General features: G+C 47.4%; 13 protein-coding genes. 3 read left to right on the forward strand and 10 right to left on the reverse strand.

The genetic code is table 11. The features are described 5' to 3' along the window. Positions 1–26: 26 nt before the first annotated feature. From deoC to B5F91_RS10360, 4 genes are all read right to left on the reverse strand, one after another. Entirely contained in the window at positions 27–935 is a 909-nt protein-coding gene (deoC, locus tag B5F91_RS10345; protein WP_087429031.1) for a deoxyribose-phosphate aldolase, read from the reverse strand. Between the two features lie 44 nt (positions 936–979). Further along, positions 980–1309, reverse strand: coding sequence for a nucleotide pyrophosphohydrolase (locus tag B5F91_RS10350; protein WP_087429032.1), 330 nt, complete (start codon positions 1307–1309; stop codon positions 980–982). Positions 1310–1314: 5 nt separating this feature from the next. Next, positions 1315–1767, reverse strand: a complete 453-nt coding sequence (gene dtd, locus B5F91_RS10355; protein ID WP_087429018.1) for a D-aminoacyl-tRNA deacylase — start codon at positions 1765–1767, stop codon at positions 1315–1317. Between the two features lie 95 nt (positions 1768–1862). Beyond that, positions 1863–2426: a Crp/Fnr family transcriptional regulator gene (locus B5F91_RS10360; RefSeq protein ID WP_087429019.1), complete on the reverse strand. Its 564-nt coding sequence runs from the start codon at positions 2424–2426 to the stop codon at positions 1863–1865. Positions 2427–2587: 161 nt separating this feature from the next. Between B5F91_RS10360 and B5F91_RS10365 the strand changes: the two genes are divergently transcribed. Together B5F91_RS10365 and B5F91_RS10370 are read left to right on the forward strand one after the other, a co-directional pair. Continuing rightward, on the forward strand, positions 2588–2914 hold the full coding sequence (locus B5F91_RS10365) for a multidrug efflux SMR transporter (protein ID WP_087429020.1): 327 nt from the start codon (positions 2588–2590) through the stop codon (positions 2912–2914). Positions 2915–2927: 13 nt separating this feature from the next. Further along, positions 2928–4124 carry an MFS transporter gene (locus tag B5F91_RS10370; protein WP_087429021.1) on the forward strand — a complete coding sequence of 399 codons (1197 nt, stop codon included), beginning with the start codon at positions 2928–2930 and terminating at the stop codon, positions 4122–4124. A gap of 31 nt (positions 4125–4155) precedes the next feature. Here B5F91_RS10370 and uvrC read toward each other — a convergent pair whose 3' ends face one another. From uvrC to B5F91_RS10395, 5 genes are all read right to left on the reverse strand, one after another. Then, positions 4156–5976, reverse strand: a complete 1821-nt coding sequence (gene uvrC, locus B5F91_RS10375; protein ID WP_087429022.1) for an excinuclease ABC subunit UvrC — start codon at positions 5974–5976, stop codon at positions 4156–4158. A gap of 103 nt (positions 5977–6079) precedes the next feature. Continuing rightward, positions 6080–6604 (reverse strand): adenine phosphoribosyltransferase, encoded by a 525-nt coding sequence (locus B5F91_RS10380; protein ID WP_087429023.1) that lies wholly within the window; start codon positions 6602–6604, stop codon positions 6080–6082. 57 nt (positions 6605–6661) lie between these two features. After that, a complete protein-coding gene (mnmG, locus tag B5F91_RS10385; protein ID WP_087429024.1) occupies positions 6662–8533 on the reverse strand; it encodes a tRNA uridine-5-carboxymethylaminomethyl(34) synthesis enzyme MnmG in 1872 nt (623 codons plus the stop codon). A gap of 288 nt (positions 8534–8821) precedes the next feature. Beyond that, the gene (gene ybeY, locus B5F91_RS10390; RefSeq protein WP_087429025.1) at positions 8822–9244 is read right to left on the reverse strand and encodes an rRNA maturation RNase YbeY; all 423 of its coding nucleotides are present in this window, start codon (positions 9242–9244) and stop codon (positions 8822–8824) included. Between the two features lie 190 nt (positions 9245–9434). Continuing rightward, positions 9435–10664 (reverse strand): spore maturation protein, encoded by a 1230-nt coding sequence (locus tag B5F91_RS10395; RefSeq protein WP_087429026.1) that lies wholly within the window; start codon positions 10662–10664, stop codon positions 9435–9437. Positions 10665–10823: 159 nt separating this feature from the next. Between B5F91_RS10395 and B5F91_RS10400 the strand changes: the two genes are divergently transcribed. After that, positions 10824–11873 (forward strand): DUF3810 domain-containing protein, encoded by a 1050-nt coding sequence (locus B5F91_RS10400; protein ID WP_087429027.1) that lies wholly within the window; start codon positions 10824–10826, stop codon positions 11871–11873. Positions 11874–12127: 254 nt separating this feature from the next. Here B5F91_RS10400 and B5F91_RS10405 read toward each other — a convergent pair. Further along, on the reverse strand, positions 12128–13086 hold a 959-nt coding region (locus B5F91_RS10405), incomplete at its 5' end, for a PD-(D/E)XK nuclease domain-containing protein (protein WP_158099912.1).

Raw genomic sequence — 13086 nt, forward strand, 5'->3', positions numbered from 1 at the left:
TGATTTATTTATCTTCGGTTTATGTATTAGAAAAATTTCGTCTCTTCTCCTAAAATATCTGAGAGGAGCAGATTGGCAAGACGACTTGTCCCGATACGGAACAATTCATTGGTGAGCCATTCTTTTCCTAACAGTTCTTTTACGATGGTGTAGTAATTTATAGCGTCTTCTATAGTATTAATGCCTCCTGCAGGTTTGAAACCTATTTTGCGTCCCGTTTCTAAGAAGTATTCTTTAATAGCCTGGCACATCACATAGGCGGCTTCGGGCGTAGCTGCAGGTTTCTCCTTACCGGTGGAAGTCTTAATGAAGTCGGCTCCCGAATACATGGCGAGGATAGATGCCTTTTTGATGTTTTCGGCTGATCCTAACGCACCTGTCTCCAGAATCACTTTCAGATGCTTGTCGCCGCATACGTCTTTCAGTTCTTGAATTTCGTCGCACATGCCTTCGTAGTCTCCCGAAAGGAATTTGCCTACCGAGATTACGATGTCGATTTCATCGGCTCCGACGTGGAGTGCCATGGCGGTCTCGGCGATCTTTACTTCGGTGAATGTTTGCGAAGAGGGGAATCCTCCCGATACGCAGGCTATCTTTACACGGTCGGCTTCCAACGTATCGTGTACAATTTCCGCCATATTGGGATAGACACAAATGGCAGCTACGTTTTTCAAGTCGGGATGTTCGTCATCGAATGCATTGACCCGTTCGGTGAATTTCATAACGCTTTCTTCGCTATCGGTGCATTTCAGGGTCGTAAGGTCGATGCAATTGAAGAGGAATTTCTTCACTTCGGGCGTGTTGTTTTCTGCGGCATATTTGTCAAGGAGGTGCTTGGTCTTTTCCGCAATCTCATCGTCTTTCAATGCGGTATTGTATTTCCCTAATGCCATATCGTATTTGCTGGGTTGGCTCAGGTTTTCTTTGTCTTCCATTTCCATGTTTTGGAAGAGTTCGCTTTCAAATTCTTCGTGGTTGCTCATATCGTTTTCAGTTTAGGATTGTTTTGATGTCTTTCTTTGTCGCGGGTAGTTTTCTTCTCTAAGTTCTTTTGGAAAGCTTCGGTCAGGTTTACGCCCGTTTGGTTAGCAAGGCAGAGCAGTACCCAAAGTACATCTGCCATTTCATCGCCTAAGTCGTGTTTCTCGCCCGGCTTGAACGATTGGTCGCCGTAGGTACGTGCCATGATGCGTGCCAGTTCGCCTACTTCTTCGGTCAGGACCGCCATGTTGGTCAGTTCACTGAAGTAGCGTACGCCGTAGGTCTTTATCCAGCGGTCTACGGTTTGTTGTGCTTCTTCGAGGGTCATGGTGCTCATTCTTTATTTTTCGTGTCCATACAAATCGTTACGGGACCGTTGTTTAATAACTCCACTTTCATATCAGCTCCGAACTCGCCGGTGCCTACTTGTTTCCCTAAAGCAATGCTTAGTTCATTACAAAAGTATTCGTAAAGCGGAATAGCGGTTTCGTGTTTTGCCGCGCGGATATACGAGGGACGGTTTCCCTTTTTGGTGGAAGCCATCAGGGTAAATTGGCTTATCACTAAAATCTCTCCGTCCGCATCCAAGATGGATTTGTTCATCACGCCCTTCTCGTCATCGAATACGCGCAGGTTGACTATCTTCTTGCAGAGCCAGTCCGCATCTTCTTGGGTATCGGCTTCCTCAATCCCCAACAGGACCAAGAAGCCTTCTTTAATTGCCGATTTGCACACGCCGTCGATTGTAACAGAAGCGTGGCTTACTCGTTGGATTACTGTTCTCATTTCGGTTTATGTTTTCGCAAATATACGAATTTCGCTGGAATATTCGAACAAAATCAACAGATAACGTAATAATTGGAATTTAAGTAGTATGGCAATCATTTCATTTTTGCCCTGATCCGGCTCAAACTTGCTTGTGTGATGCCTAAATAGGTAGCGATACTTCCCAATGGTAATCGTTGCAACAAATCAGGTTCTTTCTCTAACAACTCCTTATACCGTTCCGAAGCGATGGCGGACAACATGGAAATCAGCCGTTCCTCGGTAGCAAGCAGTTCCATTTCCGCATAACGCCGCCCCCAATTGGCGATGTGCAAATCGTCTGCAAACAATTCTTTCAGTTTTTTCCTCTCCAATACATATAAGACAGAATCTTCCATCAGTTCCATCGTTTCATATCCCGGCTCATCGTTCACGTATCCTTTCATAGAAACAAGGGTTGCCCCTTCCTTTCCGACCCAAAAAGTAGTTTCCTTTCCGTCCACCGAAGTATAGGCGCGGACAATGCCTTTCTTGATGAAAAAGATATTCTTTTCCACTTTGCCGCTTTCCAACACACGGAATCCTTTGGGGTATGAAACTTCCGTCAGGCATTGCCGTAACTTGTCTAAAGATGCGTCCGGCATGGCATATCGTTGGTTGATGATTTCTTTTATATCCATAGTTCATTGCTGTTGTCGGTGTGCAAAATTATGAAATAGCACACAGAAACGGGAATGAACAGCTATTTTTTTGTCAAATGCAAAATCCGTTTTTACCAAATGCAAAAAGTTGTTAGGTATTACTCGCTTATTTTTGCGCCCGAATTTAATAAATCATTGATATGAATTGGATAATCTTATTATTGGCAGGATTATTTGAGGTGAGCCTCACATTCTGCTTAGGGAAAACGAGAGTGGCGTCAGGTCTTGAATTTTATCTATGGGGGAGCGGTTTCTTGGTTTCCACCGTATTGAGCATGGCTTTGCTTGCCAAGGCGGTGCAGACTTTGCCTTTAGGAACGGCGTATGCCATTTGGACGGGTATAGGCGCTGTCGGCACGGTCTTGATTGGAATATTCGTTTTCAAGGAGCCTGCCACTCCCATCCGGCTTTTCTTTCTGTTCACACTCATCGCGTCCTTGATTGGGTTGAAGGTCGTGTCATATTGAAAGGAGGCGGCAGATGAAGTATGAATTAAGAGAGAACCAAGGGATTTCAGCACCTCTGTTAGCTCTGATGGCAGTTGCTACCGGACTTTCCGTAGCTAACTGCTACTACAACCAGCCTTTGCTGGGCAGCATGGCAAGGGATTTTGCGGTAAACGACTTTTCTGCCAGCATGGTGGCGACATTGACCCAGATAGGCTATGTAGTTGGACTTGTGTTTGTCATTCCACTTGGTGACTTGGTTTCACGAAAGAAACTAATATTGGTCAATTATATCGTTTCATCGTGCGCTTTGCTTGCCATAGCACTCGCTCCGAACATCTATTGGGTGTGGGGCGCGTCCTTGCTTGCAGGAGCCTCTTCGGTCATGCCACAGTTCTTCATTCCGTTGGTGTCTTATTATTCAGCACCAGTACACAAAGTGCGCAACGTGGGGATTATACAATCCTGTCTGCTCATAGGCATTCTTGGTTCACGTGTGTTCAGTGGCTTTTTGGCTGATGTATGGGGATGGCGTTCCGTCTATTTCATGGCTTGCGTGTTTATGCTCGGATGCTTTCTGACGATTCACAAAATGCTGCCTGTGCTGTCTACCCGTTCACAAGAAAGTTATGCGGGTCTGATGAAATCCTTGTTGCGTCTGCTTTCCCAATACCCGTACTTGCGTATCGCTTCGTTGAGGGCGGCATTGGCTTATGGCTCGTTCTTTGCGTTGTGGAGTTGCCTTGCTTTCCGGATGAAGCAAGAGCCTTTCTTTGCGAATGACGATATTATCGGGGCACTCGGCTTGTGTGGATTGGCAGGTGCATCTACGGTTGTATTCATTAGCGGCTATATTCAAAAGTATGGCGTAAGGTTCTTCTCCATTATCGGAGGATGCGTTATCTTGGCTGCATGGTTGTTGGCATTTTGGGGAAATAACAGCTACTTGTGGATGATAATCGCCATCCTTTTGATTGATGCAGGAATGCAATGCATCCATTTGTCAAATCAGACCAGCGTGGTCGCTATTGATGCATCCGCCATCAACAGGGTCAATACCGTTTATATGACCATTTACTTCTTGGGCGGTTCTGCAGGTACATTCGTTTCAGGTCTATTCTGGCAGCATTACGAATGGGCAGGCGTGGCTTGGACGGGAATCGCTTTTACTGTGGCTTCCTTACTTGTTAATTGTTTCAATCCCCAAACGGGATGTAGGTGCGGTGCTTGACTAAAGACATATTCCTTTTGTAAATCACGGACTATCCTTTCAATGACAACGCTTCTTTGATACTTTGCGCTACAGATTCTCCAACCACTTGAGCAAGTTCTTCTATCGAAGCCTCCCGGATGCGCTTTACGCTTTTGAACTTTTTCAGCAATTCGGCTTTCCGTTTTTCGCCTACGCCTTTAATGTTATCCAATGCCGATGCCACTTGCCGTTTGCTTCGCTTTTCTCGGTGGAAGGTGATGGCAAAGCGGTGCACCTCGTCTTGGATGTTTTCCAATAAATGGAAGAGGGGAGTACCTTGCTTTAGCCCTATGTTTACAGGCGGGAATCCGAAAAGGATTTCCGAGGTACGGTGGCGGTTGTCTTTAGCAAGTCCAGCGATAGGAATGTGCAGGTGCAGTTCGTCTTCGATGACTTCTCGCACCACTTCCATTTGTCCCTTTCCGCCATCGGTTAATATCAAGTCGGGCAGTTCGCCTTGCTCATCCAGGATGCGCGAATAACGGCGGCGCACTACCTCTTGCATCGAAGCGTAATCATCCGGACCTACCACCGTCTTGATGTTGTATTTGCGGTAATCTTGCTTGCTGGGGCGTCCTTTCTTGAATACCACGCAAGCCGCTACGGCATCCGCGCCTTGGATGTTTGAGTTATCGAAGCATTCGATGTGCAGAGGCATTTTCTCCATGTGCAGTTGCTCTTGTATCTCTTTCAAGAGGCGGACGCTCCGTTGTTCGGGATTCAGTTTCTCGGCTTGCTTCAACCGGTCTACTTTGTATTGTTTCACGTTGAGGATGGAAAGCTCTAACAGATGTTTTTTATCTCCTCGTTGAGGAATGGTGAAGGTTATGCCTTCCATTTCCAATTCTAATTCGAACGGTATGATGATTTCTTTTGATTGGCTCTTGTAACGCTCGCGCATTTCTACGATGCCCATTTCCAATAATTCTTCTTTGGTCTCGTCCAGCCGTTTCTTGTATTCGAAAGTGAATGCCTGATTGATGCATCCGTTTGTAATGTGCAGGTAATTGATGTAGGCGGATTTCTCATCGGCTTCGATGGCAAATACATCGATGTTATGCAATACCGAACTGACCACTTCGCTCTTCGAACGGTAGCTTTCTATCAGTTCGTATTTCTCCTTTATCTTTTGTGCTTCTTCGAACTTCATTTCTTCGGCAAGGTGCATCATCTCCCGCATCATTCCTTGGCTTATCTTTTGCGTGTTCCCTTTCAGAAGTTCTTTGATGGAAGCTATGTTTTTCATGTATTCCTCGTGAGATTGTGCGCCGATGCAAGGGCCTTTGCAATTCTTGATGTGGTATTCCAGGCATACGCGGAACTTGTTCGCCTGTATGTTTTCGGGAGTCAGTGCCAAGCGGCAAGTGCGGAGCGGATAGAGCCTTTTGATAAGTTCGAGCATGGCTTGCATGGAAGGGAAGTGCGTGTAGGGGCCGAAGTAAGTAGAGCCGTCCCGTACAATCTTCCGGGTTTTGAATACCCGCGGAAAGTATTCGTTGCTTACGCAAATGGAAGGGTAACTTTTGTCATCTTTCAGCAAAACGTTATAGCGGGGCTTGTATTTCTTGATAAGGTTGTTTTCTAACAAGAGCGCGTCTTCTTCCGTATTCACTACGATGTAGCGGATGTCGACAATCTTGCTTACGAGGATGCGGGTCTTTGCCGAGTGGTGGTCTTTCGAGAAATAGGAGTAAACGCGGCGTTTCAGGTTCTTTGCTTTCCCTACATAGATAATGGTTCCTTCCGCATTCAGGTATTGGTAGATACCCGGACTGGTCGGCAGGTTCATCACAATGCCCCGCAAATAATCGTTTGTCTTTAGCTCTTCCATAGATTCTTTTATATGAACACAACACAGAGACACGGAGGTACAGAGACCTTGTGTTTTGAGAAATTAGAAACTCTGTGTCTCCGTGGCTCTGTGTTCGATGAAATTATAATTGCAACAATGTCGTTACTTCCACATCATCGGGGAAGGCTTTCCGTCCGTTCAGTCCTTTCAGTTCGATAACGAAGTTGATGTAGGTCTGCTTGGCTCCGCTTTGCCGTACCAACCGATGTGTTGCCGCCATCGTTCCCCCTGTAGCAAGAAGGTCATCGTGAAGCAAGACCACATCGTCTTCGGTGATGGAGTCCTTGTGGATTTGGATGGTGTCGGTGCCGTATTCTTTGGCGTATGTTTCTTCCAATACTTCGGCGGGGAGCTTACCCGGTTTGCGTGCCATGACGAAGCCGGCTCCGAGGCGTGCGGCAAGTGCTCCGCCTAAGATGAAGCCTCTCGACTCGATGCCTACTACTTTGGTAATGCCTTTGTCCTTGTACATCTCATACAACTCATCGATAAGCCCTTGCAGGCACTCGGCGTTTTTGAAGAGGGTGGTCACGTCGTAGAATAAGATTCCCGGCTTGGGGAAGTCAGGGATTTCCCTGAGGTTTTTGCGTAAAGTTTCCTTGTTCATATCCAGTGTTTTATGTTTGTTTCTTAAACTTGTTGTTTCACGTGAAACATCGTGCTTTTACCTGCCTAACAGGACGAGAAGCACATTGATGTCGCTTGGCGAGATGCCCGGAATACGGCTTGCTTGCGCCAAGGTCTCGGGGTCTATCTTGATGAGCTTCTGGCGGGCTTCGGTGGAAAGCGAATTCAGGCTGGCATAGTCGAACTTCCCTTTTATCTTGATGCTTTCCAGCCGATGGATTTTATCGGCAATCATCCGCTCGCGGTCGATGTAACCTTTGTACTTGATGAGCACTTCGGCGGCTTCCAAGGTTTCTTCCTTCCGGTCGGTCACCTTGTCCAATTCGGCTTGGAAGGCGGGAATGTGTGGCGCGATATTCTCAATGGTGATTTGCGGACGGCTTAATAAATCTATCAGCTTGCACCCATGGGCCAGCCGGGCGGTGCCCAAGCTTTCCAATGTATCGTTAATCTTATCCGCCTTGATGGAATATTCTTTCGTAAAGTCTATCAAGTGTCGCACGGCTTCCCGCTTGCGGCAAACCATGTCGTAGCGTTCGCGTTTGGCAAGCCCTAATTGATAAGAACGTTCGGTGAGCCGCATATCCGCATCGTCTTGACGGAGCAGGATGCGGTATTCGGCACGGGAAGTGAACATGCGGTAAGGCTCGTCCACGCCTTTGGTCACTAAGTCGTCTATCAGCACGCCGATATATGCTTCGTCTCTTCCAAGTACGAAGGGTTCGCCTCCCGTGCAGTTCTGATGTGCGTTGATGCCAGCGATGATACCTTGCCCTCCCGCTTCCTCGTATCCGGTGGTGCCGTTCACTTGTCCCGCGAAGAACAAGTTCTTTACGATTTTCGATTCCAATGTATGCTTGAGTTGGGTAGGGTCGAAGTAATCGTATTCAATGGCATATCCCGGACGGTAAGCCACTACATTGCGGAAGCAAGGTATCTTGCGCAGGGCTGCAAACTGGATGTCCATCGGAAGCGAAGAAGAAAAGCCGTTCAGGTAAAGTTCACGGGTGGTTTCTCCTTCCGGTTCCAAGAACAACTGGTGCTGCGGCTTGTCGGGGAAAGTGACTATCTTGGTTTCGATGCTGGGGCAATAGCGCGGGCCGATGCTTTGGATTTGCCCGTTATAGAGAGGGGAGTCGGCAAGCCCGCTCCGCAAAACGGCGTGCACTTCTTCGTTGGTATAGCATGTCCAGCATTGCAATTGCTTCAGGCGGCGCGGCTCGCTGATGAAGGAGAAGCGGTGGAAATCGTTTTCCCCGTCTTGTGTTTCCATCAACGAGAAGTCTACGCTCCGTGCATCGATGCGGACAGGTGTACCGGTCTTCATGCGCCCGTATGTGATGCCGTATCGGGCGATTGATTCGGTGAGGTGATACGAAGCGGGTTCGGCGCAACGTCCTCCTGCTAACATCTTGCGTCCGATGTGCATCAGCCCGTTCAGGAAAGTTCCTGCGGTCAGGATAACGCACCGTGCATGGAAAGTGACACCCCAGCAGGTGGTCACGCCTTTCACTTCTCCGTCCTCTACGAGGAGCTCTTCTACCGTATCTTGCCAGATGTGCAGGTTGGGGATGTTCTCTAAGATTTCGCGCCAAGTCCAAATAAACTTGGCACGGTCGCATTGTGCGCGGGGACTCCACATAGCCGGACCTTTCGAACGGTTCAGCATGCGGAACTGGATGGCGGTGCGGTCGGTCACGATGCCCATATAGCCTCCTAACGCGTCTATCTCGCGCACGATTTGCCCTTTGGCTATCCCGCCCACGGCAGGATTGCAACTCATTTGGGCAATCTTGTTCATGTCCATCGTAATGAGGCAGGTTTTCGAGCCTAAGTTGGCAGATGCCGCCGCGGCCTCGCATCCGGCGTGTCCCGCCCCGATTACAATCACGTCGTAGTTAAAATCCATTCGTCTTTACGTTTTAATATACGGCGCAAAAATACGAAAAAAAGACGGGTTTAGCTATTTCTTTCACCACAGATTACACAGATTCTAATAATATAAATTTCCCCATTAAACTATCCTTGAAAACGAAGATAACTTACTTTGCCAATTCATATATCTTCTGCAGCTGATGCAGATATATGAAATAGCGGATGCAGTGTATATTACTTTGGAGAAGCAGGAGAATGGCGGATTGAGGGCAATCTGATGTTTATAATTGTTCCAATCTGTGCAATCTGTGGTGAGCCAATCTCATCCTATCTCCGCAAGCATGGCGAGTGCTTTGTTTTCGGCTTGCTCCATGATTTCACGCTCGCCCGGGCCTTTATCGTTGATGCCGCACAGGTGCAGGATGCCATGGATGATGACCCGATGAAGCTCGGTTTCATACGAAGCGTTGAATTGTTCGGCATTGGTGCGCACCGTGTCAAGGCTGATAAACAGGTCGCCCGAAATGCGGTTCCCTTCGGTATAGTCGAAGGTGATGATGTCGGTGTAATAATCGTGTTGCAGGTACTGGCGGTTCACTTCCAATATCTTCTCGTCCGAGCAGAAGATGTAGGCGATTTCTCCTACCTTCTTCCCATAGGTTTGGGCTACGGCTTTCACCCATTCCGTAGTCTCTCTTTTCTTGATGTGGGGCATTTCCACCCCTTCGGTCTGATATGTAATCATAGTTGCAAAGTTTATAAAGATAGAACGCAGAGACGCAAAAGCGCAGAGTTTTTAATTTAGAGCGAGCAAAGAGCGCAAGAGAATTAGAAGTTACGAAGCTGCACGGATAATTCTTAATTTCTCCGTGTCCTTTGCACCCTCAAAAAAAATCCTTTGCGCTTTTGCGTCTCTGCGTTCAATAATTAATATATTAAAAGAATAAATAGCAAACAAAGATAGCGGCAAGGATGCCCGCCAAGTCGGCAAGCAAGCCGCAAGGTACGGCATGGCGCGTCTTTGCTACACCTACACTTCCGAAATACACCGCAAGGATGTAGAACGTAGTGTCGGTAGAGCCTTGGAAGATACACGCCAATCTGCCCACGAATGAATCGGCTCCGTAGGTACTCATGGCATCTACCATCAATCCGCGTGCCCCGCTTCCGCTCAAAGGTTTCATCAGAGCCGTAGGAAGCGCGCCTACGAAATCACTATTTAATCCACACATCTCGACCAGCGATGCAATGCCTTGCGTCAGGTAATCCATGCATCCCGATGCACGGAATACACCGATAGCGACCAATATCGCCACAAGATAGGGAATGATGCGCACGGCGGTGGTAAATCCTTCTTTTGCGCCTTCGATGAAAGCATCATACACATTTACCTTCTTACGGATGCCCGCCGCGATGAATCCGATGATAATCACGAAGAGGAACACATTGGCAAAGGTGGTGGAGTAAAGGTCAATCTGGTCTTGTGATAAGGTGCTGAAGAACCAGATAATGCCCGCAATGAACAGGGTAGCTCCCCCCAAGAACAGGAGAATCGTGCGGTTCAAGAGGTTGATGCGCTGGTAAAGCGCCACGGCGATAATGCCTGCCAAAGTAGAGATAAAGGTGGCGATGAGTATCGGCACAAACACATCGGTAGGTTGTGCCGCCCCCAACTGGGCACGGTAGACCATGATGCTGATAGGAATCAAAGTCAGCCCGGAGGTGTTAATCACCAAGAACATAATCATCGGATTGGTGGCTGTATCTTTCTTCGGGTTCAGCTCTTGCAAGCCTTCCATTGCTTTCAGTCCGAGGGGCGTGGCGGCATTGTCCAGCCCCAACATATTGGCTGCCATGTTCATGAAGATGCTTCCCGTTACGGGATGCCCCTTGGGTATATCGGGGAAAAGTTTGGAGAACAAGGGGCTGAGCACACGCGAGAAAAGGGCGATGACTCCGCCTTGTTCTCCGATGCGCATAATGCCCATCCAAAGTGCTAACACACCGGTAAGCCCGAGGGAAATCTCGAAAGCCGACTTAGAAGAAGCAAACGTAGAATTGATGATGTCGGGGAATACTTCCGCATCACCGAAGAAAACCAGCCGTATCGTAGCTACAATAAAAGCCAGCACGAAGAATGCAATCCAAATGTAGTTTAGGACCATAGTTCTATTGTTTTTAGAGGTAAGTAAAGTAATTAGTATTAAAGGAGGTAAAGGAGATTGTATAGACTTTACCTACTTTACCTTCTTTACTACTTTACCACCTTAATTATTTCCCCGCAAAAGTAAAGAATTAATTCCGAAAATGATAACTTTGCCTCCATGAAATACAAAAGAGTCAAGTACATTCGTTGGGCGGTTCTCTTGCTTTTGCTTGCAGGAGTAGGCATGTGCGCCAAGATGCCCGGTGCAGGAGAGTGGTATGCGCGGGAAGTCTATCCGTATGTGTCCGTTATGCTTTCGGGTGTGGCTTCGGTGGTGCCTTTCTCGCTTTGCGAAGTCACGGTATTAGGTTTTGTTCTATCCCTGATAGCCTTGCCTTTTTGGATGAGAAAGCATCAAGCACCGTGGGGGAAGATTTGTGTAAGGGAAGTCGAGATTTTGCTTTGGGTGTATGTCTGGTTCTATTGGGCTTGGGGCATGAATTATTTCCGTGATGATTTCTTCACCCGTTCGGAAACTGAACGGGTCGCATACGAGGAAGTGCGCTTTCGTCAGTTTATCGGGCAGTTTGTAGATAGTTTGAATGCGGCATATATTCAAGACGCTTCGTTATCGGAAAAGGAAATCCAGAGCGGGATTAAAGCGATATATCGGCAAGTGCCCGAACGGTTCGGCTTGACCCTTCCCAAAGACTTTCAGCATCCAAAGCGGTCTTTAGTCAACGGACTGTATTCCAAAGTCGGGGTATTGGGTTATATGGGACCTTTCTTCGATGAGTCGCACGTCAATCACGAATTGCTTCCCGTGCAGTATCCGTTTACTTACGCTCACGAGTTATCCCATCTGTTAGGAGTAAGCAACGAGGCGGAAGCCAATTTTTGGGCATATCAGGTTTGCGTCCGCTCCGAAAACAAATTCGTACGCTATTGCGGATATTTTGGACTCTTACCTTATATATATAGGGACGCTTATCGGATGTTGGATAAAGCCGATTTTAAGGAATGGGCAAACCGCATCCGTCCCGATATCTTGCGGGAGCTTCGTGAAAAGGAAGTTTATTGGAATGAACGGTATAGTCCGTTGATGGGTGCAGTGCAAGATGCCCTCTATGATTGGTACCTGAAAGGGAACCACATCCCGTCGGGCAAGAAGAATTATGGGGAAGTGGTAGGCATGATTCTTTCTTTACCTGAGAATTGGTGGCAATGACGCTCTGAGAATTTAAAAATCACGTAGGGGAGGCAAGCTAATGCGTATTTTTGCAATTCTAGGCAACAGGAAAAACTTAATCAGAAAGGATTTTCTTGCAAATTGTAATAAAATCGGGATGTAATATTCCCTCTTTTCTTCTCTTTTGCTTTTGTTTCTTGTCAGGAGTTGTCAATTTGACAATTTTGCATTTGTCTTTATTTGCTTTCATCTAGCAAAATTTATCTAATCGCTCATCCACTATCCATTATCAACTATCCCACTTTCCATTCCTCTACCGTTCCAGTCTCGGAAGAGAAGTTTACTCCTATTTTATATAGCTTACGCTTGTCCGCCTCGTACGGACGGGCATAGCCTTTTGCTTCTATTTGTGCCAACGCCTCGTCTGCCGAGCCGTCGCGCTTGAACTCGAAAATGTAAATGTAATCGTCCGTCTCTACGATGCAGTCCGACCGCCCTTGGCTCTGCTCTTTCTCGGTATAGACCGTGTAAACGCTTATCAAGCGGAAGATGAGATAAAACGTATAATGGAAATACCGTTCCTTTTCCCTCTTGTCCCGCATTGTATAGGGAATGTCGGCAAGGAAGGAAGTGAACAACGTGCGAAGCTGCTCGGTATCTCCTTGGCGAAGGGCAATCACCGCGCTCCGTATCCAGCTTTGCAAATTTTCTCTCGGTTTCAAGTAACTGGAAGCCACTAACGAGACAAAACCGCTCTTTACTTCATTGTTGGGGAAATCGAGCAGGAAAGTACCGAAATCCCTATCATAGCTTTTCACGGTCAGGTATCCGCTCTGGTAGATCATCGGAAGCGGCTTTTCCACGTCCGCTTTGTAATCAATAAATTCTTCCGGTCGGTAATAGCGTCCGGTCAGTTCGTTCAGGTCTTCCTGCGTATGGTTCAGCAGGCGGATGAGGTAAGTAGGCGTACCGCTGGCAAACCAGTAGTCGCGCAAATCCCTCATGGAAAAGGCATTCAGCAAGCTAAACGGATTATACACGTCGGTCAGGTTATCGCTGAAGTGATAGCCATCGTAGCAGTGCTTCAGCATCGTTTTCATCCCTTCGAAGGTCGTCTGGTATTTCTTTGCCAAGGCTTCGATAGGTTCGGCAAAGTAATGCTCTAATTCTTCCTGCGTGATGCCGCAAAGCGTCTCGTATTGTTCCGTCATGCTGATGTCATTGAAATTATTGAATCCGGAAAAAGGGGTTG

It is taken from the genome of Bacteroides sp. An322, from assembly GCF_002161765.1.
GTDB lineage: Bacteria > Bacteroidota > Bacteroidia > Bacteroidales > Bacteroidaceae > Phocaeicola > Phocaeicola merdavium.